Below are 24,468 nucleotides of genomic sequence, written 5' to 3'. Positions count from 1 at the left end.
GACCTCGCTTAGCCTGCCCGAAAAACCGGGGGGAAATTCGTGCTGGACCGTCGTCATCTCTTGCTCGGGGCCGCCGCCGCACTCGCGCCATCCGCGCCGAGCGCCCAGACCCTGACCGACGAGCAGCGGTCGGCGCTGAAGGCCTCGAGTTCCGACCCCACCCTGGCGCCGGACCTGCTGCTGTCCGACAAGGCCATGGCGTGGTGGCGCGACGCCAAGTTCGGCGTCTTCGTCCACTGGGGCCTCTACGCCATTCCGGCCCGCGGCGAGTGGTACATGCACAATGAGAAGGTCTCGCCGGAGGCCTACGCCAAGCTCGCCGAGGAGTTCAATCCCCACCACTACGATCCGGACAGCTGGGCCCGGTTGGCGAAGGCCGCCGGCGCCCGCTACATGGTGCTGACGGCGCGCCACCACGACGGTTTCGCCCTGTGGAACAGCCCAGCCAGCCATGGCCATTTCGACGCGATGCATTCGGCGGCGCATCGCGACCTGGTCGCCCCGTTCGTGACCGCCGTCCGCGGGCAGGGGCTTCGCGTCGGGCTCTACTATTCGCCGCGGGACTGGCGCTTCCCGGCCTATTTCCACCCCAGGGAGCTGCCGGAGAACGCCGCGCTGTTCAAGCGTCAGACCTATGGCCAGGTCGAGGAGCTGATGCGCCGCTACGGCCACATCGACATCCTGTGGTGGGACGGCGGCTGGCTGGCGCACAAGGGCACCGACGCCGACGCCGCCTGGTTCTGGGAGCCGGACAAGCTGAACCGCATGGTGCGCCGGTACCAGCCGGAGATCGTCATCAACCCGCGCTCGGGCTGGCAGGGCGACTACGACGTGGAGGAGGGCGGCGGGGCGATCAAGGGGCCGATCCGCGCCCGCCCCTGGGAAAAGGCGTTCAGCCTCAACAGCGCCTGGGGCTACATGCCCGAGAACCAGGTCATGAGCGCCGACCAGGTCGTGCGCCTGCTGGTCGACGCCATCGTGCGCAACGGCAACGTCATCGCCAATGTCGGCCCGGACCGCGAGGGCGTCATTCCGCCCAGGCAGACCGAAACGCTGAAGGCCGTCGGGCTTTGGCTGAAGCGCCACGGCCGGGCCGTCTACGGCACGCGTCCGGGACCGCTGCAGCCCGTCGACGGCGTCTATGGCATGACGACCGCCGGCGACAGCGCTTTCGTCCATGTCGTCGGCTGGCCGGCGGACGAACTGCGGCTGCCGCCCCTGCCCAGGAAGGTCGTCGGCGCCCGCAACCTGTCGGGCGACGTCGTCCGATGGACCGCGGACGCCCAGGGGCACGCCCTGTCCGTGCCGCCGTCGTCGCGCGGACCGGCCGTCACCGTGATCGAGCTGCGACTGGCGCCGGGCGCGGCGTAGAGAAAATTTCCGGCCCGATGTCGAAATCGCGCTTCCTGGCGCGACTTCCCCTCGAAGGCCCCGCGGGGGGCCTCGTGACGAGGAGCTGGATGATGATCACGATCAGTGCTTTCCGCTGGGTTCCGCCTTTCGCCCAAGGCATCGTGCGCGACCTTCGGGTGCGTTGGGCCCTGGAGGAGGCGGGGATCCCGTACCGGGCGCGCCTGCTGGAACAGGGCGAGCAGGGGACGGCCGCCTATCGCGCCCTGCAGCCGTTCGGCCAGGTCCCCTACCTGCAGGACGGCGACTTCGTGATGTTCGAGAGCGGGGCGATCGTGCTGCATATCGCCGACCGCTCGCCGGTCCTGGCGCCGTCCGACCCGCAGGCGCGGCTGCGGATGCACACCTGGCTGATCGCCGCGCTGAACTCGGTCGAGCCGGCCATCCAGAACCTGACCGCCATCGACCTGTTCCACGCCGACGAAGCCTGGGCCAAGGCGCGCCGGCCGGCGGCCGAGGCCTTCGCGATCTCGCGGCTGGACGCCGTGGCCGCCTGGCTGGAGGGCCGCGAGTACCTGTCGGACGACCGCTTCACCGCCGCCGACCTGATGATGACCACCGTGCTGCGCTTCCCGCGCCAGACCGACCTGGTGACCTCCAACCCGGTGCTGGACGCCTATGTCCGCCGCTGCGAGGTGCGGCCGGCCTTCCAGCGCGCGCTGGCGGCGCAGATGGCGGCTTTCCAGGAAGCGGAAGAGGCGGCCTGAGCCCCCGCCAAGACCTGTCATCCCGGATCTTCGCTTCGCTACGTCCGGGATGACAGATTTTGTCGTCGCGTGGGTCGGGGGTCACCGTGATCGACCGGCGACCCGCGCCGGACGCGGCATGGATAACGCGCTGTTCGCCGGAGGCGGGTTTGGCTATTGGACGGTAGACTGGATCGTGAAATAGCCGCTTGTCGCTGAGGTCGTAGGCACGATGACCGAGTTGATCGCCCAGCTGTCCCTGCGCCGTTACGGCTCCGACGCCGATCCGCACGTCCATGACGATTTCGACCAGATCGTCCTGCCGCGTCGGGGCGTGCTGGAGATGGAGATCGACGGCCGCGGCGGCCGGGTCCAGACCGGCCAGGCGGCCTTGGTTCGCAGCGGGACCCGCCACGCCTTCGCCGCCGCCGGCGACAACCTGTTCGTGGTGGCCAATATCGGCGCCGAGCTGATCGCGCCGTTCGAACGACTGAGGGAGCGCGCCTTTCTGCCGGTCAACGCGCCGGTGCGGGGCCTGCTTGACTACATCGCCGGCGACGCGGCGGGCGAGGTGGACGACGCCGTGGCGGCCCTGTGGGCGCCGCTGCTGCTGCGCGGCCTGGCCGCCGCCCCGTCGATCGTCGATCCGCGTCTGGCCCGGGCCGTGGCCCTGGTCGAGCGCGACTTCGCCCGGCCGCTGGCGGTCAAGGACCTGGCCGTCGAGGCGGGGATGAGCCAGAGCCGCTTCTTCGCCGCCTTCGCCGCGGCGTTCGGCCAGACGCCGCACGGCTATCTGGCCGACCTGCGCCTGCGGGCGGCGCAGCGGCTGCTGTCGGAGACGTCGCTGTCGATCGCGCAGGTCGCGCTACGCACGGGGCACGCCGACCAGAGCGCCCTGACCCGGAGCATGCGGGCGCGGCTGGGGACGACTCCGGGGGCGTGGCGTCGGAGGGGGCGTTTCTGAGCGTTTTCGAGCCTTATGAGAGTGCGGGCCCAATAACCGAGAGCTTTCGCCAAGCCTCCCGCGCCCCGCTCTGCTAACGCCCGACCATGACCCACCAGCAGCGCCTCCTGATCGGACTTCTGTGCGGCCTCGTCGCCGGGGCGTTCTGGGGCGGGGTGTTCCTGGCGCCCAAGCTGCTCCACGCCTTCACGCCGCTGCAGATGACCGCCGGGCGCTATCTCTGCTACGGCCTGGCTTCGGCGGTGCTGCTGGCGCCCAGCGCCCGCGGGGTGCTGGGACGGCTGACCCTGGCCGACTGGCGCGACCTGGCGGGGCTGAGCCTGCTGGGCAACATCGTCTACTATGTATGCTTGGCGGTGTCGGTGCAGATCGCCGGGGTCGCCCCGGCCTCGCTGATCATCGGCCTGTTGCCGGTGACCATCACGCTGGTCGGCGCGAAACCGGGAGAGGGCGTGGCCCTGCGCCGGCTGGCCGCGCCGCTGCTGCTGGTCGCCGCGGGCGTGCTCTGCATCAACGTCGCCACCTTTCAGACCGCCCGGGAGGTCGGCGTCGGGCGGCTGGTCCTGGGGCTGCTGGCGGCGGTCGGGGCCCTGGTCATGTGGACCGCCTACGCCGTCTGGAACGCCCGACGCCTGGCCGCCACCCCGCGCTTCAACAGTCACGAATGGTCGCTGCTGACCGGGGTGGTCACCGGCCTGCTGTCGCTGCTGCTGGTGATCCCCGCCTTCCTGGGCGGCGTGTCGCACGCGCCGGCGGGCTGGACCCTGTTCTGGGGCGTCAGCCTGGCCGTGGCCCTTGGGGCCTCGGTAATCGGCAACGGCCTGTGGAACGCCGCCAGCCGGCTGCTGCCGCTCAGCCTGTCGGGCCAGCTGATCGTCTTCGAGACCCTGTTCGCCCTGCTGTACGGCTTCCTGCACGAGGCCCGCTGGCCGCTGCCGCTGGAGGGGGCCGCGATCGTCCTGATGCTGGCCGGCGTGCTGTGGTCGGTGCATCTGCATCGGCCGGAGGCCGAGGCCCATCCGGCGGCGTAGGGGGCGACCACAAACATGACTGTCAGCTGAACATCGCCGTTCAGATCGGGTTCAAGGCGACTTTGCGACAAAGGTCCCAACAGCGCCGCACCGGACTTCTTCCGGCCTGACGCTCTCGAGGAGCAACGCCATGAAGACCTTTGGCCACTTCAGCAAGATCGCCATCGCCGCGGCCGTGACCGGCGCCCTGGTCCTGCCCGCCTCGGCCGCCTTCGCCGGCGACCGCAGCAACAAGACCGAGCGCGCCATCCTCGGCGCCGTGATCGGCGGTATCGCCGGCGCGGCTCTGTCGGACGGCGACACGGGCGGCATCGCCATCGGCGCCGTCGCCGGCGCCGCCCTGGGCGCCTCGACCGGCCATGGCGACCGCTACAGCCGCGACCGCCGCTATTCCAGCGGCTATCGCGACAGCCGCTACGGCTCCGGCTACGGCTCGAGCTACAACAGCGGCTATGGCCGCTCGGGCTACGACAACGGTTACGGCCGTTCCGGCTACGACAGCCGCGACCACCGCGGCGACCGCTACAACACCGGCTACCGCTATGGCGGCCGGGACGGCGGCGGTCGTTACGACGGCTATTACGGCCAGCGCCGCTAACGGCGTCCGCGCCCTGACGATCCGGCGCCGCCCCCTTCGGGCGGCGCCTTTTTTCGTGCGCGAACCACGATTTGACCGCGAGCGAACGCTGTGCCGCGCGCGAAATCTGCTATAGCCCGGCTAGGGCGATGCGGCTTCTTAACCTTCGACGCGTTCTGTCGAGACCAGCCGTATCGGACCATTGGGGAGTGCGCGCGCAAACATGGCGGCGTCCGGGATCGCTGTTCGGGGACCACGCAGCCTGCTTCGGCAGATTCGCGAGGCCATGGCCGGTGGCGGGCCCGCCCAGGCCAAGCTGGACATGGTGGTGCGCACCATCGCCATCTCGATGGTCGCCGAGGTCTGCTCGATCTATCTGCGCCGCGCCTCGGGCGACCTGGAGCTGTTCGCCACCGAGGGCCTGTCGCGCGACGCCGTCCACGTCACCCGCATGAAGCCGGGCGAGGGCCTGGTCGGCGAGACCATGCGCCTGGGCCGGCCGCTGAACCTGTCGGACGCCGCCAGCCATCCGGCCTTCTCCTATCGTCCGGAAACGGGCGAAGACCCGTACCACGCCTTCCTGGCCGTGCCGCTGCTGCGCGGCGGCCGGACCATCGGCGTCCTGGTCGTCCAGAACCGCACCGAGCGGGTCTATGACGAGGAGGAGGTCGAGGACCTGCAGATCATCGCCATGGTGCTGGCCGAGATGGTCAGTTCCAGCGAGCTGCTGGGCCAGGGCGAGCTCAAGGACGTCGAGATCGCGCCGCACAAGCCCGAGCGGCTGAAGGGCGCGCGCTTCGCCGAGGGGCTGGCCTATGGCGTCGCCGTCCTGCACGAGCAGCCGGTGGCCCCCGAACAGCTGCTGTCCGACGACGCCCTGGCCGAGGAGGCCCGGCTGAAATGGGCCGTCGAGGCGCTGCAGACCCAGATCGACGAGATGCTGGAAGGCCAGCACGGCCTGGTCGGCGCCTCGTACGAGGTGCTCGAGACCTACCGCATGTTCGCCCATGACCGGGGCTGGAACCGGTCGCTGCAGGAGGCCGTGCGCTCGGGCCTGACCGCCGAGGCCGCGGTCGAACGCGTCCGCTCCGAGCATCGCGCCCGCCTGGGCCAGGCCCGGGACCCCTATCTGCGCGAGCGCCTGCACGACCTGGAAGACCTCAACGACCGCTTGCTGCGTCACCTGTCGGGCGACGTCCACGCCGTGCGGGTGCTGCCTGACGACGCCATCCTGATCGCCCGGAATCTCGGCCCCGCCGACCTGCTGGAATACGATCGCACCAAGCTGAAAGGCATCCTGCTCGAGGAAGGTTCGGCCGCCAGTCACGCCGGCATCGTGGCGCGGGCGCTGGACATTCCTTGCGTCGGCCGTCTGCCGGGCCTGCGCGACCGGGTCAACGAGGGCGACCCCGTGGTGGTTGACGCCGAGACCGCCGAGGCCTGGCTGCGGCCGCGCCCGGACGTGGTCAAGTCGCTGAAGGCCCGGATGGAGGTCCGCGCCCAGCGCAAGGCCGAGTTCGCCCGGATCCGCGACACGCCGGCCGTCACCAAGGACGGCGACAAGGTCACCCTGCTGATGAACGCCGGCCTGGCCGTCGACCTGGACATCCTGGGCGAGACCGGGGCCGAGGGCATCGGCCTGTTCCGCACCGAGTTCCAGTTCATGGTCGCCGAGGAAATGCCCCGGCTGGAGGCCCAGACGGCGCTCTACGAGAAGGTGCTGGAGGCCGCCGACGGCATGCCGGTCACCTTCCGCACCCTCGACCTGGGCGGCGACAAGCTGCTGCCGTACATGGAGCTGGAGCGCGAGGACAATCCGGCCCTGGGCTGGCGCGCCGTGCGCATGGGCCTGGACCGTCCAGCCCTGCTGCGCATGCAGATCCGGGCGCTGATCAAGGCCGCGCGGGGCCGCGAGCTGCGGATCATGTTCCCGCTGGTGGCCAATGTGGACGAGTTCCGCGCCGCCCGCGCCTTCGTCGACCAGGAGGTGGCCTGGGCCCTGAAGCGCGGCCGGCCCGAGCCGGCCCGCCTGGACGTCGGGGCGATGATCGAGGCGCCGTCCCTGCTGTGGCATCTCGACGCGCTTTTGCCGATGACGGACTTCGTTTCGGTCGGCACCAACGACCTGATGCAGTATTTGTTCGCCGCCGATCGCGGCAATCCAAGGGTTTCGGATCGCTACGACCCGCTGTCCCCGGCGGCGCTGCGGGCGTTGAAGACCATCCAGCAGGCCTGCGCCGACACGGGCACGCCGGTCTCGGTCTGCGGTGAGATGGCGGGGCGTCCGCTCGAGGCTTTCGCCTTGCTGGCCTTGGGTTTCGATCGCCTGTCGATGCCGCCGGCGGGGATCGGACCGGTCAAGCAGATGGTGCTGTCGTGCGATCGCGAGGCCGCCCGGCGCAATGTCGAGGCCCTGCTGAAGACCTCGGCCGGATCGCTCCGTGGCGAGATCGAAACCCTGGCGCGCAAGCTCTACGTCGCCATCTAGACACGCACGGGTTAACCAAGCGCGGCTTTATAGTTTATTGAATCCCGCGACTTACTTTGATATCGACCATAAAGTATTAACAATTCCCGGCCAGGATGGCCGGGATAGCGCGTCGGGCTCGTCTCCCCGATGGGGCGAATGTCTCCGGCGACGCGATTTTGGGGTATCATGGCAGCCATGCCGCTGGATACGGGCAGGGTTTCGCACTTGCATCTGGTCGCCGACGGCGAGCGCGAGGACGCGCCGATGCCCGCCCACCAGCCTTCCGTCGATCACGGCGCTGACATCGGCTCGGCCCTGCGCGCGGCCCGCGAATTCCGGGGCCTGACGCTGCAGGACGTCGCCGACGCCACCCGCATCCGCCAGGGCTATATCGAGGCGCTGGAGGGGCTGCGCCTGGACGACCTGCCCTCGCGCCCGTTCACGATCGGCTATGTGAAGTCCTACGCCAAGGTGCTGGGCCTGGACGGCGACGCCGCCGTGGCCCGCTTCAAGCTGGACGCGCCCGAGGACAGCGAGCCGCTGCGCGCCCCGGTCGGCGTGCGCCACGAGCGTGATCCGCGCCTGGGCCTGATCCTGGCGCTGGGCGTGCTGGTCGTGGCCGCCATCGTGCTGTGGAACGTCGCCCAGCGCGCCATCGCCAAGGACACCCCGCCGGCCCTGGTGGCCCCGGCCCGGGCGACCGCCGCCGTCGCCGCTCCGGCCGCCGTTCCGGTCGATCCCAACGCCGCGCCCGGTTCGGTGTCGCTGGGCGCGCCCCTGCCGGCTCCGGTCGAGTCGACCACGCCCGAGCCCTACAAGACCCCCGGCCTCGACGACGCCGCCGCCAACGGCGGTTCGGCCGACGCCGTCAGCGCCGCCTCCAAGGCCCGCGCGGCCGAAGCGGCCAAGAGCGGCGTCGATCCCAGCCAGGTGGTCAATGTCGGCGCCCCGTTCCGGGCCAAGGGCGCGGTCTATGGCGCGGCCCAGGCCGAGGCCTCGGGCCTGATCCTGCAGGCCCGCAAGCCCGGCTCGCTGACCGTCCACGACGCGGCGGGCGCGATCTATTTCACCCGCTGGATGGCGGCCGGCGAGGCGTTCCGCGCCCCGCGCAACGGCGGCCTGATCGCCGAGGTCTCCGACCCGGCCGCCTTCGAGGTCTACAACGCCGGCGCCTTGACCAGCCGCATGCCCGGCCCGACGGCGGCCTTGGGCAAGCTGATGGTCGCGCCCGCCGCGCCGCTCGCGGCTCCCCAGCCGGCCAAGCCGCAGGGGTGATCCGCCCCGGCCGTTCGGCGGGCGCCGCTAAGCCGGCCAGGAGCGTGACGCGGCGCTGACGTCGTCGGGCGGATGGGCCGTGGAGTTGGCCGCACGGGCGCTTGCGGCCGCCAAGTCGGCAGCGTCGCGCATCGCCGGCGACCAAGCGCGTGGCGCAGCGAAGCGTTGCATTGGGGCAAATCGCGGCGGGACGGCGATCGTTCCCCTGCCGCCAGGGGCTCAGCCTCGCGCGCGCCCCGACTTCGCGAACAGCAGGTCCGACCAGTTCCACCGCCGCGAGCCCAGGGCCAGGCGCGGCGCGCCGGGCCCGTCGCTGAGCGAGATCAGGACCAGGCCCCGCATCGGGTCGTCGCGGCAGGCTTTCGGCGCGAACGCGACCTCCAGCATGATCAGCTCGCGCACGCCGGCCAGGCCCTTGCCCTCCTGGCCAGGGCTCTGCACCCAGTCGCCGTTCCAGACCAGCACCGCCTTGCCCCGGGCCGCCGCCTCGGGGTGGACCTGGGCGAGGGCGGCGCGCACGCGCGGGTTCTTGCGCAGGGCGTCCTGCAGCAGCTGGACCATGTCGCACCCGCCGCCGCCCGGACCGCCGCCATCGCCGCCCGCGCCCGAGCCGCCGCCGGCGGTCGCCGCGCCGACCAGGTCGGCCTCGCCCAGTTCGGCCACCACCTGGGGCGCGGGGGCGGGCTTGGCGGGCAGGGGCTCGACCTGTGGCGGCGGAACCAGACGCGGCGGGCGGACGGGCAGCTTGGGCGGCGAGACCTTGGCCGGGGCCGGATCGCCGGCCGGTTCGGGCGCGAGCTTGGGCGGCTCGGGCGGGGGAGGCGGCGGCGGTTCGTACAGGGCCACGGCGATCGGATCGGGCTCGGGCGCCATCGGCGGCTGGACCCGCACCGTCAGCAGGGCCAGCAGCAGGGCGCCATGGGCGGCGACGCTGAACAGGCCGGCGACGAGGCCGTCCGCCTTCGCCCGCCGGCGCGGACGCGGCGTCGGGACCAGGGGATCGTACGGCTGCGGTCGCCCGCTCATCGAAACTCCGCTTTTCGGCGCGTTGGTGTCGCCCGTGGGACAACCCAGAGACCACCCGCCCGCGTCAGGATCGTGGCGCCCGCGACATTTCCGCGATCCTCTTGGGTTCCTGGGCCAAACCCCTTAGATTGGCGACATGGCCGCAGACCACACCCACATCCGTCCCTGGCGCCACATCGCGCGCCGCCAGTCGCGGAAGATCCGCGTCGGTTCCGTCGAGGTGGGCGGCGACGCGCCGATCTCGGTCCAGTCGATGACCAACACCCTGACCAGCGACGCGGCGGCGACGCTGGAGCAGATCCGCCAGCTGGAGGAGGCCGGGGCCGACATCGTCCGCGTCTCGTGCCCGGACACCGACTCGACGGCGGCCTTCAAGACCATCGCCCGCGAGGCCAGGGTCCCGCTCGTGGCCGACATCCACTTCCACTACAAGCGCGGCATCGAGGCGGCCCAGGCCGGCGCGGCCTGCCTGCGGATCAATCCGGGCAACATCGGTTCGCCCGACCGCGTGCGCGACGTGATCCAGGCGGCCCGCGACCACGGCTGCTCGATGCGGATCGGCGTCAACGCCGGCTCGCTGGAGCGCGACCTGCTGGAGAAGTACGGCGAGCCGTGCCCCGACGCCATGGTCGAGAGCGCCCTGAACCACGCCCGCATCCTGCAGGACCACGACTTCCACGAGTTCAAGATCTCGGTGAAGGCCTCGGACCCGTTCATGACGGTGGCCGCCTACTATCAGCTGGCCGAGCGCATCGACTGCCCGCTGCACCTGGGCGTCACCGAGGCCGGGGCCCTGCGCACAGGCACGGTCAAGTCGTCGATCGGCATCGGCTCGATGCTGTGGGCCGGCATCGGCGACACCATCCGGGTGTCCCTGGCCGCCGACCCGGTGGAGGAGATCAAGGTCGGCTTCGATATCCTGAAGTCGCTGGGCCTTCGGCACCGCGGCGTCAACATCATCGCCTGCCCGTCCTGCGCCCGCCAGGGCTTCAACGTCATCAAGACGGTGGAGGCCCTGGAGCAGCGGCTGGCCCACATCAGCCAGCCGATGTCGCTGTCGATCATCGGCTGCGTGGTCAACGGCCCGGGCGAGGCGCTGATGACCGACCTGGGCTTCACCGGCGGCGGGGCGGGGTCGGGCATGATCTACATGGCCGGCAAACCCGACCACAAGCAGTCGAACGACGGCATGATCGACCATATCGTCGAGCTGGTCGAACAGCGCGCCGCCCAGCTGAAGGCGGCGGCCGAGGCCGAGGCGATCGCGGCGGAGTAGATTCTCCTCCTCGGGGCAGAGCTATCGCATATGGATCTGCTCTGAAAAAAACTGTCATCCCGGACAAGCTCGGCGGAGCCGAGCGCCGATCCGGGACCGCCGGAAGCGCCAGCGTTCACGCCCCGGTCCCGGATCTTCGCGCTGCGCGCTCGTCCGGGATGACAATCATTTTGAGGCAGAGGCGATAGCTCCCCACAGGGAGAGCATCAGCCCAGCGAGGTCTGGATCGGCACGCCGCCCTTGATCGCCAGGGTCACCGGCGTGCGCTCGGCGATGTCCGCCAGTCGCGCCCGCTGCGCCTCGTCCAGCGGTCCCGCCGGGAGCAGCACGCGCTCGATCCGGGGCGGGGTCTCGCCGCCGTGGTAGTGGAGGCGCACTTCCAGCGACTCCAGCGGCCATTGCTTGTGTTCGGCGTACATCTTCAGGGTCATGGCCGTGCAGGCGCCCAGCGACGCCAGCAGCAGGTCGAACGGCGCGGGTCCGGCGTCGGCGCCGCCGTTGCGCTCGGGTTCGTCGGCGGTCAGGGCGTGGCGGCCGGTGGTGATCGTGGTGGCGTAGTGGGCGTCGCTGATGCGGGCGGTGGCGGTCGCCATTGGCGGCTCCTCGTGAGTCTTGCAAGGATGGTGTCGGGCGCCGTCGCGCGGCGCGCTAGAACAAATCGACGGAAACCTCAGATCACCGCCCGCGAGCGTTCGTCCGCTCCGGTCAGGGCCGCCGCGACGACCCGCAGGCCCTTCTCCAGTTCGGCCTGGTCCGTCGCCGGGCCCAGGCAGATGCGGACGCCGGTCTCCAGGCCCGGCGTCACGATCGGCGCGCCGGGCGGGGTGACCTCGACGCCGTCGCGCAAGGCCCGTCCGGCGAGGCGTTCGGCTTCCAGCTCGCCCATCGGCAGCCACAGGTGCGGCGCGGCGGGCGAGGCGGGCGGCTCCGCCGCCGAACCCAGGATCTCCAGCGCCATCGCCAGGCGGGTGGTCGTCTCGGCCACGCCGGCGGCGGCGATGAGGTCCGCCGTGCCGTCCTCGATCCACTGGGTGGCGATCAATCCGCCGAGGGCCGGCGGGGCGTAGGTCAAGGCGCGGGCGGCGCGCAGCACCAGGTCCAGGTGCTCGCCCGGGGGCGTGACCAGGTAGCCGGCCCGCAGGCCCGGCGCGAGCGACTTGGACACCCCCGAAACGTGGAACACCCGCTCGGGGGCGAGCACGGCCAGCGGCGGCGGATGGTTCGGGCCGGCATAGACCGCGTAGATGTCGTCCTCGATCAGCCACAGGTCGTGCTTGCGGGCGACGGCGACGATCTCTTCGCGCCGGCGTAGGCTCATGATCCGGCCGGTGGGGTTCTGCAGCGTGGGCAGCAGGACCGCCACGCGCGCGCCGTCCCGCGCGGCCGCCTCCAGCGCGTCGGGCCGCATGCCGTCGGCGTCCATGGCTAGGCCCCGCAGCCGAAGGCCGCCGTACTCGGCGATGGCCTTGACGCCCTGGTAGGTCGAGGCCTCGCACAACACCGTGTCTCCGGGGCGGGCCAGGGCACCGAGCGCCAGGGCCAGGCCTTGTTGAGCGCCGGCGCAGCAGACCAGCCGCGTCCAGTCCGCGCCCTCGAGCTTTCCGCTGCGCGCCAGCCAGGCCGCGCCAGCCCGCCGCTGGGTGTCCAAACCCGCCACGGGCGCATAGGCCAGGTGGTCCAGCAGGTCGGAACGCCGCCGCAGCTTGGCCAGGGCCTCGACCAGATGGTCGGCGGCGGCCCGTTGCGGCGCGATGTTCTGGGCCAGGTTGATCGGTCCCGTCAGCGGGATCGACCGCGCGGGCGAGACGCCCACGCCGCGCACGAAGCTGCCGCGGCCGACATGGCCCTGCACCAGCCCGGCCTTCTCGGCCTCGACATAGGCGCGCGTCACCGTGCCCAGGCCCAGGCCCAGGCGGTGGGCCAGGTCGCGCTGCGGCGGCAGGCGGTCGCCGTCGTTCAGGACGCCGGAGGCGATGTCGGCGCGCAGGGCGTCCAGCAGGCGCTCATACAGCGGCGCGGCGCTGGGCGGCAGGGTCGGGGTCCAGCCGGCCATCGGGTTCTCCATAATTGTCACTGGAACAATATAGGTTTTGACTCATGATGCAATTGGCAAGATGACCGTGACATTCCGCTTCTGGAGTGTCCGCCATGACCGCTCAACTGCTGCTCGCCTTCGTCCTGTTCGCCTTCGCCACCGCCGGCACGCCCGGCCCCAACAACATGCTGCTGCTGGCCTCGGGCGCGAACTTCGGGTTCCGCCGCACGGCGCCGCAGATCCTGGGCATCAGCGTCGGCCTGGCGGTGATGGTGCTGGCCATGGGTCTGGGCCTGGGCGGGGTGTTCAAGGCCTGGCCGGTGCTGCACGACGTGCTGAAGTGGGTGGGCGGGGCCTACATGCTGTGGCTGGCTTGGAAGATCGCCACGGCCAGGGGCGTGTCCGACAAGGGCGCGGGCGCCAGGCCGATGACCTTCCTGCAGGCCGCCGCCTTCCAGTGGGTCAATCCCAAGGCCTGGGCCATGGCCCTGACCGCCGCCACCACCTACACGCCCGAGGGCTCGACGAGCGGGGTGTTCCTGGTGGCCGGGACCTTCATGCTGGTCGGCGCGCCGTGTAGCGCCGCCTGGGCGGGCTTCGGCCAGGGCATGCGGCGGTTCCTGGACCGGCCGCCGGTGCTGCGGGCCTTCAACCTGACCATGGCCGCCCTGCTGGTCGTGTCGCTCTATCCGCTGGTGGTCGAGACCCGTCCCGCCGGCGCCTCGAAGGAAGCGCCGCGCCTGCTGGCCGACCTGCCGGCGACGCCGCGCTGGTCGTCGCGAGGGTAGGGCGTATCGCCTCGCCGCCGCCGGGCGGACCCGGGGCGTTGGGAAAGACGCTGCTGTATTGAGCCTCTTCCCCAAGAAATCCGCTCGCTCTCGGCGGAAGGGGAGGGGTTGCGCGGCGGGGCGCATCGACCTCAGATCGGACGCTTCACATGAGGTCTCTCCCATGCGCCCCGCGCTTCTTCTCGCCGCCGTCGCCGCCATCCTTGCCGCGAACCCGGCCCTGGCCCAGGACCTGAAGGTTACGGTCCAGGGCCGCGACACCGTGGTGCTGACGCCCGCCGACCTGAAGGCCCTGCCGCGCGCCAAGGCGACCTTCACCGCCCATGGCAAGCCGATCACCTACGAGGGCGTGCTGCTGAACGCGGCCCTCAAGCAGGCCGGGGTCGTCTCGGGCGACCGGCTGATGGGCCGCTACCTGAACCAGGTGGTGATCGCCAAGGGCTCGGACGGCTTCACCGCGACCTATTCCCTGGGCGAGACCGATCCGATCTACCGCGCCAATCCGGTGATCATCGCCGACAGCAAGGACGGCCAGCCGCTGGACGCCAAGGAAGGGCCCTACCGCCTGGTCGTCGACGGCGACCTGCGCCCGGGCCGCTCGCCGCGGATGCTGGTCTCGGTCGAGGTGAAGGCGGTTCCGTAGATCGGGAAGGGTCTCCAATCGTTGTCATCCCGGAAGCCTCGCAGAGGCTGTCCGGGACCCAGGTGAACCGCAACGCATTCGCCCAGTCCCCTGGGTCCCGGACAAGCGCTGCGCGCTTTCCGGGATGACAACACTCAGGGGGCCTACCCCCGCACCGGCCCCAGATAGTCCAGCTTGCCGATCTGCACGCCCTTGTGGCGCAGGATGTCGTAGGTCGTGACCACGTGGAAGAAGAAGTTCGGCAGGGCGAAGCCCAGCAGATAGTCCTCGCCGGTGAAGGTCAGGGCCCCGCCAGGCGTCTTCAGCTCGACCGTGCGGTCCTCGCTGCCCTCGAAGGCCTTGGGATCGACGCTCCGGATATAGGCCAGGGTGTCGGCCACGCGCTTCCGGAGCTGGGCGAAGCTCGTCTCTTCGTCGGGCATGGCGGGAGCCTCGACGCCGGTCAGCCGGGCCACGGCGCCCTTGGAGGCGTCCGACGCCCGCTGGACCTGGCCCGACAGCGGCAGCATGTCGTCGACCAGGCGGGCGGCGACCAGGTCGTCGGGGTTCTGGCCCTGGGCCTTGGCGTGGGCCTCGCCCTTCTCAAGCAGGGTGGCCAGCACCTCGAGGGCGCGGGCGAAGACGGGGACCGAGGCGCGATGCATCGACAGGGGCATGGAAGGCTCCGAAAGCGGGACGCGGCGCGGGGGATGTTTCGCCGCCCCCGGCAGATAGGGGCGCATGGTCAGGCTTTACAGGTCCGCCCGCCAAGGGGTGACGCGGGGCGTTCGGAGCGGTAGAGAGACCGCCCGTTCCTCCACAGCGTGACATCTTCCCCTTGCGACTGCCCCAGGCCCGCCTCGACCAAGTTCTCGACCGTTTCCGCGAAGTCGAAGCCCGCATGGGCGCGGCCACCGACGGCGCCGAGATCGTCAAGCTCTCCAAGGAGCACGCCGAGCTGCGCCCGGTGGCCGAGGCCGTCGAGGCCCTGGCCAAGCTGAGCGCCGAGCGCGCCGAGCTGGACGAGATGGCCGGCGACCCGGAAATGGCGGCCATGGTCGCCGACGAGATCGCGGCGCTGGACGAGAAGCTGCCGGTCATGGAACGCGAGCTGGCCCTGATGCTGGCCCCGCGCGACAAGGACGAGAACGCCTCGGCCATCCTCGAGGTGCGGGCCGGCACGGGGGGCGACGAGGCGGCCCTGTTCGCCGGCGACCTGTTCCGCATGTACCAGCGCTACGCCCAGCTGCAGGGCTGGAAGGTCGAGGTCGACAGCGTCTCCGAAGGCGAGATGGGCGGCTACAAGGAAATCATCGCCTCGGTCACCGGCGACGGCGTGTTCGGCCGCTGGAAGTTCGAGAGCGGCGTGCACCGCGTCCAGCGCGTGCCGGCCACCGAGGCGCAAGGCCGCATCCACACCTCGGCCGCCACCGTCGCGGTGCTGCCCGAGGCCGAGGACGTCGAGATCGAGATCAACGAGAGCGACCTGCGGATCGACACCTACCGCTCGTCCGGGGCCGGCGGCCAGCACGTCAACAAGACCGACTCGGCCGTGCGCATCACCCACCTGCCGACCGGCGTGGTGGTGACGTCGTCGGAAAAGAGCCAGCACCAGAACCGCGCCCGGGCGATGAAGAACCTGAAGGCGCGCCTGTACGATATGCAGCGCGAGGCCCTGGACACCGCCCGCTCGGACGCTCGCAAGAGCCAGGTCGGCAGCGGCGACCGCTCCGAACGCATCCGCACCTACAACTTCCCGCAGGGCCGGGTCACCGACCACCGGATCAACCTGACCCTCTACAACCTGGCCAAGGTGATGGAGGGCGACGCCCTGGACGACATCATCAAGCCGCTGATCGCCGAGGATCAGGCCGCGCGTCTCGCGAGTCTGGAAGACGGCGGGTTCTAGGAAATAATTGTCTTAGCTGGCCCGGGGCAGGCCCAAGGCGTCCGCCCCGGCCGCTTCGTGCGAGCTTGCCGGCGTCTTTCGTCCGAGCGGCGAACGCAGCGCTCGACATGAAATCGAGAACCCGGCTATCGTCCCGATTGGCGGGAATTTATCCCATGATATGAAACCAGCTCGACGCCGAGGCGCTTCGACGAACCGGCGCCGCTCCGGTCGCCCCGTCCGTCGGACGGGGGCGTCCTTCGTAATCGCGTGGCTTGCTCATGACCCGAACGCCGTTTGGCGAGACCTTCCGTTTCAATGTCTGGGGCGATGGGGCGGACGCCGATCCCGGGTTCATCCTGGCCGATCCGGAGGCACCGCGCCTGGACCTGGAGATCGCCGCCGTCGAGCGGCCCCAGGTCCTGGCCTTCGCGCCCGAGGTCCCCAACGGCGGGGCGATGCTGGTCCTGGCCGGCGGCGGCTACACCCAGCTGATGCTGGGCAAGGAGGGCGTCGAGGTGGCGCTGTGGCTGAACGGACTGGGCTACCACGCCTTCGTCCTGGTCCATCGTTTCCCGGACGCGGCCGGCGGACCGCAGGCGCCGGTCGACGACGCGATCGAGGCGATGCGGCTGATCCGCGCCCGCGCGCCCGGCCTCGGGGTCGACATCGGCCGGGTGGGCGTGCTCGGACTGTCGTCGGGCGGTCACCTGGCCGCCTGCCTGGTCGCCGCCTATCCCGACGCCTGGACCGCGCCGGCCTCCGCGGCTCCGGACCAGAGCGCGCGCCCGGACGCCCTGATCGTCGCCTACGGGCCGATCTCGACCAACGCCGAGGGGCGGGCGGTGGTCGCCGACAAGCCGCCCCTGTCGCCGCCGGAGAAGCAGGCGCTGTACGAGGCGCTGCAGCCGGACGCGGCGCTGGTCGCCGACCCGCCGCCCGCGTTCATCGTCTACGCCGCCAGCGATCCCGTCGTGCCGGTCGAGAACGGCCTTCGCCTGCAACGCGCCTATCTCGACCGTGGCGGTCACGCCGAGCTGCATGTCTTCGCGGAAGCGCCGCACGGCTTCGCCCTGCGTAGTCCGCAGTTGCCGGTCGGCGCCTGGCCGAACCTGTGCGCCCGCTGGCTGGAGGCGGTGGGCGTTTAGCGAGATCCCGCTGTCTGGCCGCCAAAGGTTGTCATCCCGGAAGCCTCGCAGAGGCTGTCCGGGACCCAGGGGAGTGGGCGAGGGCCTTGCGGTTGTCCTGGGTCCCGGACAAGCGCTCCGCGCTTTCCGGGATGACACCTGGAAACGTTACGCCGCTCAATCGGAGCGGACGCTACAGCCTCTTTTCCAGCACCACGAACGACAGCTCGCGCTGCGGCTTGCCGAACCGTTCGCCGACCGGGAAGGGCTTGGTCTCGCCGGTCAGGGCGTAGCCCCGGCGCTGGTACCAGGCGATCAGGGTGTCGCGCAGGTGGACGACGGTCAGCCGCACCCGCGCGGCGCCGCGCGCCTGGGCATAGGCCTCGCCATGGGCCAGCAGGGCCCGGCCCAGCTGGCGGTCCTGCAGGTCGGGCCGGATGGTCAGCATGCCCAGGTACCAGGCGTCGCCTTCCGGGACCTCGGCGTCGGGTTCGATCCAGACGCAGCCCAGCAGCGGGCCGTCCGCCTCGTCGCGCAGGGTCAGCAGGACGGCGTTGGGCGCCTCGGCCAGGTCCTGGCGCAGGCTGTCCAGGTCGATGCGCTGGCCGTCGATATAGCCGGCCTCGGTGGTCCACCCGGCCTGGGCGCCCTGGCCGCGATAGGCGGAATTGACCAGGGCCACGATGGCGGGGAATTCGGACTCGGCGGCGGGGGCGAAGATCATGCCTCGAACTTAGGAACGACCCGGCTGTTCGCCAAGGCTCAGCTGGGCGGGCGCTTGGCCTTGCTCCAGCCGGTGGCGTGACCCCAGTAGCGGCCCGACACCCGCTTGACCGTGCCCGCCTCGCGCTGGATGAACTCCCAGGGATGGAAGGCCAGGCCCACGGTGTCGGCCATGGCCGCGCCGCGCTGGCCCATCGGCTTTTCGGGGCCGGTGGTGGAATCGATGGCGGTCTGGTGCTCGATCTCGGCGTTCAGCTCGGCCCCGACCAGCACGGTCATGATCGAGAACCACATCCAGACCATGAAGGCGATCACCGCCCCCAGCGGGCCGTAGGTGGCGTCGTAGTGGGCCACGCGGTTGACATAGACCGAGAACACCAGCGACCCGCCCAGCCAGGCCGCCGCGCCGAACAGCGACCCCCAGATCACCCAGCGCCAGCGGGGCCGGGCGCGGCAGGGGGCGAAGCGGTACAGCATGGCGAAGGCGAAGGCGGTCACCAGGAGCACGATCAGCCAGCGCAGCGGAATCCAGATCGGCGCCGCGGCGCTCAGGCCGACCCGCTCCAGCAGGATCGGCGCGGCGATCAGCACGCCGGCCAGCACCACGGCGTAGAGCAGGGCGCAGAGGGTGAAGGCGTAGGTCCAGGCCGTCTTGGTGACGAAGTTGCGCTTTTCGTCCTCGTCATAGGCGATGTTCAGCCCGTCGAAGAGCGCCTTCATGCTGGCGTTGGCCGACCAGATCGACAGCAGCAGGCTGAGCACGAAGGCCACGCCCAGCTTGGCCTGTTCCTGGCTGGCCAGGCGCAGCATCTGCTCGCCGATGATGTTGACGACACTGGCGGGGAAGACGCTGGACATCTCCTGAAGCTGCTTCTCGACCGCCCCGACGTCGGCGAACAGGCCGTACAGCGAGACGAAGGCGCCGATGGCCGGGAAGATGGCCAGCAGGGTGTAGAAGGTCACGCCGCCGGCCACGGCGGGCAGGCGGTCGACGCTGATCTCGCGAAAGGTGCGCCACAGGATGTCGCGCCAGCCCAGCACGGGAATGCGGTGCGGATGCCGGGCCGCCCGGCCGCGCATCGGCTCGGCCTTGTCGAACTCGTGCGGCGGCATGGCCCGGTCCTCGGACAGGCCGGGCGGGTGGTCCAGCGGCGTCTCGTTCGGCGCGTGGCCGGGCCGAGGCTTGGGCAGGACGAACGGGACCAGGGCCAGCAGGGCGATCCAGGGGGCCAAGTGGTAGGGCCGCGAGGCGATCCACGACCGGATCGGGCGTCGCGGCGCGGTGTCTGTCATGGCCTGGCCCTCCGCTGGGGGAACACGCCCGGCGCCGCTCCGTTCCCCGCGATGAGGCTTCACCTTGCCAAGCTCCGAGTCGTCGACGACCTTGCGCGTCATGCAAGCCCACGTCGCTAGCCTCTATCGCCACCCCGTCAAGGGATTCACGCCCGAACGCCTGGACCGGGCCGAGCTGGTCGCGGGCCAGTGCTTTCCCTGCGACCGCCTCTACGCGGTCGAGGACGGGCCCAGCGGCTTCGATCCGGCCGCCCCGGCCCACATCTCGAAGATGAAGTTCGCGGTGCTGGCCAAGGTCCCGCAGGTGGCCAGGGCGCGCACCGCCTATGACGCGGCGACCGGCGTGTTCACCGCCCGGGCCGACGGGCGGCCGGATTTCGCCGGCGACCTGCGCGGCGACGACGGGCGGCGCGGATTCGAGGCCTGGCTGGCCGACCTGTTGGGCGACGCGGTCCAGGGGCCGCTGCGCGTGGTCGAGGGGCCGGGCGACCACCGGTTCATGGACAGCCGCAGCGGCTATGTCTCCGTCGTCAACCTGGCCAGCGTCCGCGACCTGGAGGCCCGGCTGGGCCGACCGGTCGATCCGCTGCGCTTCCGCGCCAACCTCTATGTCGAGGGCTGGCCGGCCTGGGTCGAGAACGATTGGGCCGGCCGGGCGATGCGGGTGGGCGAGGCGAGGGCCGAAGTGCTCAAGCCGATCGTCCGCTGCGCCGCCACCCACGTCGATCCGGTCACGGCCGAGCGCGACATCGAGCTGGTCAAGGCGCTGTTCGACCACTACGGCCACATGTTCTGCGGCGTCTACCTGCGGGTGGAAGAGGGCGGGGCGGTGGCCGAGGGCGATTGGGTGGGGGTGGTCTAGCGGGGCCGTTGGGCTGCGTGGCGGATACGCATCACCTCCACGACGCCCGGTCGGATGCGGTAGCGGATCACGTAGGGCCGCACGATCAAAAGTTCATGGATGTCGCGCGAGACGCGCCGTCCTCTCTGCGGATGTTGCTCCAGCGTCTCGATGGCCGCGAGAAACCGGGCGGCCATGCGCTGCGCCGCGAGGGGCGCGCCCTGGGCGTGAATATAGGCGCGCGCCTCGTCGAGCTGGTGAAGCGCCTGCGGAGAGATCGAAACGACGTAGGTTGGCAGCTTGGTGTTCATGCGCCGATTATGGCGTCATGACGCCCGATCTTGAGGGCTGGTTCAATCGCCTATGCGGGGAGTCGGCAACACATCGGCCGTTCCCCATGAACGAAGCCAACGCTTCACAGCCTCGCCCGACACCGTGCGCCCGGCGTCGAGATCGGCCAGCGCCTCGGCGTCGGCCGCAGCTTCGGTTTCGGCGTCAACGTCATGCGAATTGGACAGTTCAGGCTTCATGGATGTAGCCTAGCACGATCTACTCTTGTGGGGGAGGGCGGCCCCCGGCGACCTCCGCGCCATCACGTTGCGCCTTCTCCTTGATGGACGCGTCGAAGTCGAAATCCTCAATGAAGCCGCTATGCCGGCCTTCGATCAGAGCGGTCCTGAGCGCTTCGAGTCGGGTCTGATGCTCCAACAGCGCCAGCCCCGCGAGCATGACCGCATTGGCCGACCGATACCGCCCTTCACGCAGCTGCGTCGCGATGAAGGTTTGAAAATGTTCGTCGAGCCTGACAGAGGTGTGTTTGCTCATCGGGACCTCCGACCCGAGGGTATCAAACCTCGCCGCCACGACAAATGTCGCGCCCGCCGAAAAGGCGGAGTAAGAGCCCGCCCCATGACCCTGACCCTCGTCAAAGCCTGGAACGCCGCCAAGGATCGTCTGAAGACCGTTCAGATCGACCAGCCGGCCATCGACGCCCGCCTGCTGCTGGAAGTGGCCGCCGACGTCACCCGCACCGACATCATCACCGATCCCTACCGGGTGCTGACCGAAGCCCAGATGGCGACGCTGGAAGACTTCCTGGACCGCCGGGCCCGCCGCGAGCCGGTCAGCCACATCATCGGCCGCAAGGGGTTCTGGAAGATCCTGCTGCAGGTCAACAAGCACGTCCTGACCCCGCGTCCCGAGACCGAGGTGATCGTCGACGAGGTGCTCAAGGCGTTCCCCGAGCAGATGCCGTTCAACATGCTGGACCTGGGCGTGGGCTCGGGCACGATCCTGCTGGCGGTGCTGGCCGAGCGGCCCGCCGCCAAGGGGCTGGGGATCGACGTCTCGGAAGAGGCCCTGGCCGTGGCCCGCGAGAACGCCGCCAACCTGGACCTCGCCGGCCGGACGGCCCTGCTGCGCGGCGACTGGACCAACGGCCTGGGCGACGACAGCTTCGACCTGGTGGTCTCCAACCCGCCCTACATCGCCACCGAGGTGATCGAGACCCTGGAGCCGGAGGTCCGCGACCACGAACCGCGCCTGGCCCTGGACGGCGGCCCCGACGGCCTGGACGCCTATCGCTTCCTGGCCGGCGAGATTCTGCGGGTGCTCAAGCCCGGCGCGATGTTCGCCGTCGAGATCGGCCATGACCAGTCCGAGGCGGTCGAGACGCTGTTCAGGCAGGTCGGCGCCCAGAACGTGCGGACCATCAAGGATCTGTCCGTCAACGACCGCGTTGTGACCGGTACGAAATAGCGCTCCAGGCCTCGACTTGAAAAATCCCTTGGAAACCCTGGCGTGAGGCGGTAGACGAATAGCGTCTCCTTCCAAAACGCCGGGTGATGGGAAAAGCGGTCGTCTCGATGACCGTAAGGCTCCCCCGGCAGGCGCGAACGGCCGACCAGGCTGATCGCCGCGCCCGAACCGGGCGGAGGCTCTACGGAAACCAGCGTCTCTAGAACATCGAAGGCAGGACCTAACCGGGTTCACCCCGCTCCAGAGGCCAAACACCGGACGAGCAAATCGCCGCCGGACAGGTTCAGAAGAGAAGATGAGAGATTTCAAGGGCATGAAGCGCCAGCGCGGCCGCAACAATCGCGGCGGAGCGGGTAGCGGCGGCAAGCCTCAGCAGCACAACGCCAACCGGGCCTTCGATTCGAACGGTCCCGAAGGCGTCAAGGTGCGCGGCGCGGCCCAGAGCGTTTATGAAAAGTACCAGCAGCTGGCCCGCGACGCGACGTCGTCCGGCGACCGGGTCCTGGCCGAGAACTACCTGCAGCACGCCGAGCACTATTTCCGCGTCCTGCGCGCCATCCAGCCGAATCGCCCCGTCAGCGACATCATCGGCAAGGACGCCTATTCGGCCTACGAGATCGACTTCGAGGCCGAGCCCGAAGAACAGCCCGAAGCGCCCGAGGCCGCCGAGGTCCAGGCCGAGGGCGAGGGCGGCGAGGGGCAGGGCGGCGAACAGCGTCGCGACCGGTTCGAGAACCGTCCCCGCGAGGATCGCCAGCGCGACGACCGCCCCCGCGACAACAACCAGAACCGCGACGGCCAGGGCCAAGGCCAGAGCCGCCGGGATCGCTGGCGCGACCGCGACGACCGTCCGCGCGACGGGCAGCGCGACGATCGTCCCCGTGACGATCGCCCCCGTGATGACCGGCCCCGGGATGACCGTCCCCGCGACGACCGTCCGAGGGAAGATCGCCCGCGCGACGACCGCCCGCGGGAAGACCGCTTCCGCGACGAGCGTCCGCGCGAGGACCGCGTGCGGGAGGACCGCCCCGTCGCCGCCGAGGCCGCCGAGCAGCCCCAGGGCGAAGGCCGCCGCGAGCGTCCGCGCCGCGAACGGGCGCCGCGCGACCGCGATCCGATGGCCGTGATCGAGCCCCAGGCCACGCCGCTGACCAGCGAGGCTCCGGCCTCGCCGCTGCTGCGCGGCCAGGATGGCGACGTCAGCCACGCCCCGGCCTTCCTGGGCCGCAAGTCGACCCGCGTCGAGGCCTCGGCCGAGGCGGTTTCCGCCGCGCCGCCGGTCGCTTCGGACGACGGCGAGGCCCCGGCCAAGCCCAAGCGCCGCCGCGCTCCGCGCAGCTTCGAAAGCGCCACGCCGGGGTCGGAAGAAGCTTAGGCTTCTTTTGGTCGCCGGCGCGCGCTGGCGACCGCCTCTCTGCTTTCAGCCGTCATCCCGGGCCGCGCGCCCGGGATCCCGACGTCGGCCACGGCGGCGGCCGGCGTTAGCGGGTTTGTTCGGCGGGCTGATCCGCCGCGCCTGAAGAGAGGGGCGCCTTGTCCTTCAGGCCCAGATGTTCCCGGATTCGCCTGGCCAGATCCCGGGTCTCCGGGACCGTCATGGCGCCGGCGATCTGCAGGCTGGACCCCGTGATCGGCTCCGCCAGATAGGGGGCGGACAGTAGGGCGCCGGCCAGGCAGATCGGCAGTCTGTCGCCCACCCGCCCGTCCTGCAGCGCCAGGAAGCGCGCATGGCCCTGGTCGCTGAGCTCGATCTCGATCAGCGGCATGCCCAGGTCGCTGAACTGGGTCTCGACCTCCGTCACATCGCCTGGCCCGAAGGGTTCGCCGGCGATCGAAAAGGCGCCGTCGGCCGGGCAAGGCGCCTCGCCGGTCACGGCGGCGCGATCCCGGTCTTGCGCGAGGGCTGGCGCATCGATCGCGCCAAGCCAGAAAGCCGACGGCGCGATCAGCGCCGCGAGCGCGACGGGCCTAGTGGTGATCATCAGGCGGGAGGCTGCAACTGGCCGTCGTACTCGCATCCGATCAGCGTCTTGCCCGGAAACGCCGGATTGGTCGTGATCTTCAAGGACGAACGGTTCTTGAAACGAAATCCCGTTTCGGCGTCCACCCGGGTCGATTCGTCGACGAGGCGTTCGCCCATGAAGCGTCCGGTCCCGCCAAGAACATTGGTGACGCCCTGCTCCGCGCCCAGCGCGGTCGCGTCCGGAAGGTCGAGGATCGCCAGCATCGCGGAACCCTTGAAGGCCACGGTGCTGGTGGTGTGGCCGAAGACGCTGAGCGGCTTGGGCAGGCGGTAGGACGAGAAGGACGGGCTTGGCGGTGGAAGCCTGACCCAGCCGCGCGCCTTGGCGCCGCCCGGGCTGTCGTCATCGCTGAACGACATCGAAAACCCTACATAGTGACCGCCGTCGATCTTGCAGGCCAGGATGTCGGCGATGTCGACCGTGGCCGGATCGAACGGCGCGGTTTCCTCGGCGTTGGCGGCCGCGACCGAGCACGACGCCAGCAAGGCAAGCGCCGCCATAGACTTGATTCGCATCGTCCATCTCCTGTCCGGCGTCCGGGCGTGGTCCCTGATAGCCGACAATCCGGTCTTGGCAACGCAAGGATCGCCATGGGTCGCGACGGGCGCGGACCGATCGGGGTCTTGTGGGTCCTTCCCGGCCTACGTCGCCCAT

26 protein-coding genes are annotated in these 24,468 nt (G+C 70.5%); 15 read left to right on the top strand and 11 right to left on the bottom strand.

Annotated features, from left to right (window positions below; translation table 11 throughout):
- Window positions 1–39 precede the first annotated feature (39 nt).
- From AC07NX_RS12715 to AC07NX_RS12685, 7 genes are all read left to right on the top strand, one after another.
- Window positions 40–1,371 (top strand): alpha-L-fucosidase, encoded by a 1,332-nt coding sequence (locus tag AC07NX_RS12715; RefSeq protein WP_494642212.1) that lies wholly within the window; start codon window positions 40–42, stop codon window positions 1,369–1,371.
- A gap of 89 nt (window positions 1,372–1,460) precedes the next feature.
- Entirely contained in the window at window positions 1,461–2,117 is a 657-nt protein-coding gene (locus tag AC07NX_RS12710; RefSeq protein ID WP_494642211.1) for a glutathione S-transferase family protein, read from the top strand.
- Window positions 2,118–2,328: 211 nt separating this feature from the next.
- Window positions 2,329–3,060 (top strand): AraC family transcriptional regulator, encoded by a 732-nt coding sequence (locus AC07NX_RS12705; RefSeq protein WP_494642210.1) that lies wholly within the window; start codon window positions 2,329–2,331, stop codon window positions 3,058–3,060.
- An 86-nt stretch (window positions 3,061–3,146) separates the two neighbouring features.
- Entirely contained in the window at window positions 3,147–4,091 is a 945-nt protein-coding gene (locus tag AC07NX_RS12700) for a DMT family transporter (protein ID WP_494642209.1), read from the top strand.
- 130 nt (window positions 4,092–4,221) lie between these two features.
- A complete protein-coding gene (locus AC07NX_RS12695) occupies window positions 4,222–4,689 on the top strand; it encodes a glycine zipper 2TM domain-containing protein (RefSeq protein ID WP_494642208.1) in 468 nt (155 codons plus the stop codon).
- Between the two features lie 202 nt (window positions 4,690–4,891).
- Window positions 4,892–7,156: a phosphoenolpyruvate--protein phosphotransferase gene (ptsP, locus tag AC07NX_RS12690; RefSeq protein ID WP_494642207.1), complete on the top strand. Its 2,265-nt coding sequence runs from the start codon at window positions 4,892–4,894 to the stop codon at window positions 7,154–7,156.
- 177 nt (window positions 7,157–7,333) lie between these two features.
- Window positions 7,334–8,413, top strand: a complete 1,080-nt coding sequence (locus AC07NX_RS12685) for a helix-turn-helix domain-containing protein (protein ID WP_494642206.1) — start codon at window positions 7,334–7,336, stop codon at window positions 8,411–8,413.
- A gap of 219 nt (window positions 8,414–8,632) precedes the next feature.
- Here the strand turns inward: AC07NX_RS12685 and AC07NX_RS12680 are convergent, their stop codons facing one another.
- Window positions 8,633–9,439 carry a hypothetical protein gene (locus tag AC07NX_RS12680; RefSeq protein WP_494642204.1) on the bottom strand — a complete coding sequence of 269 codons (807 nt, stop codon included), beginning with the start codon at window positions 9,437–9,439 and terminating at the stop codon, window positions 8,633–8,635.
- Window positions 9,440–9,575: 136 nt separating this feature from the next.
- Here AC07NX_RS12680 and ispG point away from each other — a divergent pair, with 136 nt between their 5' ends.
- Window positions 9,576–10,715, top strand: coding sequence for a flavodoxin-dependent (E)-4-hydroxy-3-methylbut-2-enyl-diphosphate synthase (ispG, locus tag AC07NX_RS12675; protein WP_494642203.1), 1,140 nt, complete (start codon window positions 9,576–9,578; stop codon window positions 10,713–10,715).
- Window positions 10,716–10,921: 206 nt separating this feature from the next.
- Here the strand turns inward: ispG and AC07NX_RS12670 are convergent, their stop codons facing one another.
- A complete protein-coding gene (locus AC07NX_RS12670; RefSeq protein WP_494642202.1) occupies window positions 10,922–11,308 on the bottom strand; it encodes an OsmC family protein in 387 nt (128 codons plus the stop codon).
- Window positions 11,309–11,385: 77 nt separating this feature from the next.
- Window positions 11,386–12,768, bottom strand: a complete 1,383-nt coding sequence (locus tag AC07NX_RS12665) for an aminotransferase-like domain-containing protein (RefSeq protein ID WP_494642201.1) — start codon at window positions 12,766–12,768, stop codon at window positions 11,386–11,388.
- Window positions 12,769–12,863: 95 nt separating this feature from the next.
- Here AC07NX_RS12665 and AC07NX_RS12660 point away from each other — a divergent pair, with 95 nt between their 5' ends.
- Both AC07NX_RS12660 and AC07NX_RS12655 read left to right on the top strand, forming a co-directional pair.
- Window positions 12,864–13,538 carry a LysE family translocator gene (locus AC07NX_RS12660; protein ID WP_494642200.1) on the top strand — a complete coding sequence of 225 codons (675 nt, stop codon included), beginning with the start codon at window positions 12,864–12,866 and terminating at the stop codon, window positions 13,536–13,538.
- A gap of 163 nt (window positions 13,539–13,701) precedes the next feature.
- Entirely contained in the window at window positions 13,702–14,181 is a 480-nt protein-coding gene (locus AC07NX_RS12655) for a molybdopterin-dependent oxidoreductase (protein WP_494642198.1), read from the top strand.
- Between the two features lie 143 nt (window positions 14,182–14,324).
- Here AC07NX_RS12655 and AC07NX_RS12650 read toward each other — a convergent pair whose 3' ends face one another.
- The gene (locus tag AC07NX_RS12650; protein ID WP_494642196.1) at window positions 14,325–14,837 is read right to left on the bottom strand and encodes a DUF1993 domain-containing protein; all 513 of its coding nucleotides are present in this window, start codon (window positions 14,835–14,837) and stop codon (window positions 14,325–14,327) included.
- A gap of 161 nt (window positions 14,838–14,998) precedes the next feature.
- Between AC07NX_RS12650 and prfA the strand changes: the two genes are divergently transcribed.
- Both prfA and AC07NX_RS12640 read left to right on the top strand, forming a co-directional pair.
- Window positions 14,999–16,069, top strand: a complete 1,071-nt coding sequence (gene prfA / locus AC07NX_RS12645; RefSeq protein WP_019848794.1) for a peptide chain release factor 1 — start codon at window positions 14,999–15,001, stop codon at window positions 16,067–16,069.
- 260 nt (window positions 16,070–16,329) lie between these two features.
- A complete protein-coding gene (locus AC07NX_RS12640) occupies window positions 16,330–17,196 on the top strand; it encodes an alpha/beta hydrolase (RefSeq protein WP_494642195.1) in 867 nt (288 codons plus the stop codon).
- A 172-nt stretch (window positions 17,197–17,368) separates the two neighbouring features.
- Here AC07NX_RS12640 and AC07NX_RS12635 read toward each other — a convergent pair whose 3' ends face one another.
- Entirely contained in the window at window positions 17,369–17,899 is a 531-nt protein-coding gene (locus AC07NX_RS12635) for a GNAT family N-acetyltransferase (protein WP_494642194.1), read from the bottom strand.
- A 38-nt stretch (window positions 17,900–17,937) separates the two neighbouring features.
- Complete coding sequence (locus AC07NX_RS12630) at window positions 17,938–19,191, bottom strand: YihY/virulence factor BrkB family protein (RefSeq protein WP_494642193.1); 1,254 nt, start codon at window positions 19,189–19,191, stop codon at window positions 17,938–17,940.
- A 100-nt stretch (window positions 19,192–19,291) separates the two neighbouring features.
- On the opposite strand from AC07NX_RS12630, the gene AC07NX_RS12625 reads away from it, so the two are divergent.
- A complete protein-coding gene (locus AC07NX_RS12625) occupies window positions 19,292–20,053 on the top strand; it encodes an MOSC domain-containing protein (RefSeq protein WP_494642191.1) in 762 nt (253 codons plus the stop codon).
- Here the strand turns inward: AC07NX_RS12625 and AC07NX_RS12620 are convergent.
- From AC07NX_RS12620 to AC07NX_RS12610, 3 genes are read right to left on the bottom strand one after another with little or no spacing between them, the layout of a single operon-like run.
- The gene (locus AC07NX_RS12620) at window positions 20,050–20,343 is read right to left on the bottom strand and encodes a type II toxin-antitoxin system RelE/ParE family toxin (RefSeq protein ID WP_051968741.1); all 294 of its coding nucleotides are present in this window, start codon (window positions 20,341–20,343) and stop codon (window positions 20,050–20,052) included. The genes AC07NX_RS12625 and AC07NX_RS12620 overlap by 4 nt on opposite strands.
- A 42-nt stretch (window positions 20,344–20,385) precedes the next feature.
- On the bottom strand, window positions 20,386–20,562 hold the full coding sequence (locus tag AC07NX_RS12615; RefSeq protein ID WP_494642190.1) for a CopG family transcriptional regulator: 177 nt from the start codon (window positions 20,560–20,562) through the stop codon (window positions 20,386–20,388).
- 19 nt (window positions 20,563–20,581) lie between these two features.
- The gene (locus AC07NX_RS12610; RefSeq protein ID WP_494642188.1) at window positions 20,582–20,857 is read right to left on the bottom strand and encodes a type II toxin-antitoxin system ParD family antitoxin; all 276 of its coding nucleotides are present in this window, start codon (window positions 20,855–20,857) and stop codon (window positions 20,582–20,584) included.
- An 84-nt stretch (window positions 20,858–20,941) separates the two neighbouring features.
- Here AC07NX_RS12610 and prmC point away from each other — a divergent pair, with 84 nt between their 5' ends.
- Together prmC and AC07NX_RS12600 are read left to right on the top strand one after the other, a co-directional pair.
- Window positions 20,942–21,790, top strand: a complete 849-nt coding sequence (prmC, locus tag AC07NX_RS12605; RefSeq protein ID WP_494642187.1) for a peptide chain release factor N(5)-glutamine methyltransferase — start codon at window positions 20,942–20,944, stop codon at window positions 21,788–21,790.
- 295 nt (window positions 21,791–22,085) lie between these two features.
- Window positions 22,086–23,165 (top strand): DUF4167 domain-containing protein, encoded by a 1,080-nt coding sequence (locus AC07NX_RS12600; protein ID WP_494642186.1) that lies wholly within the window; start codon window positions 22,086–22,088, stop codon window positions 23,163–23,165.
- A 106-nt stretch (window positions 23,166–23,271) separates the two neighbouring features.
- Here AC07NX_RS12600 and AC07NX_RS12595 read toward each other — a convergent pair whose 3' ends face one another.
- The gene (locus AC07NX_RS12595; protein ID WP_494642184.1) at window positions 23,272–23,664 is read right to left on the bottom strand and encodes a SecDF P1 head subdomain-containing protein; all 393 of its coding nucleotides are present in this window, start codon (window positions 23,662–23,664) and stop codon (window positions 23,272–23,274) included.
- Between the two features lie 107 nt (window positions 23,665–23,771).
- Window positions 23,772–24,329 carry a hypothetical protein gene (locus AC07NX_RS12590; protein ID WP_494642183.1) on the bottom strand — a complete coding sequence of 186 codons (558 nt, stop codon included), beginning with the start codon at window positions 24,327–24,329 and terminating at the stop codon, window positions 23,772–23,774.
- Between the last annotated feature and the right edge of the window lie 139 nt (window positions 24,330–24,468).

The organism is Caulobacter sp. GW821-FHT09A05 (assembly GCF_059418465.1).
Note: the sequence above shows the minus strand (reverse complement) of the source record. Positions and strands in the feature narration are given on the sequence as shown.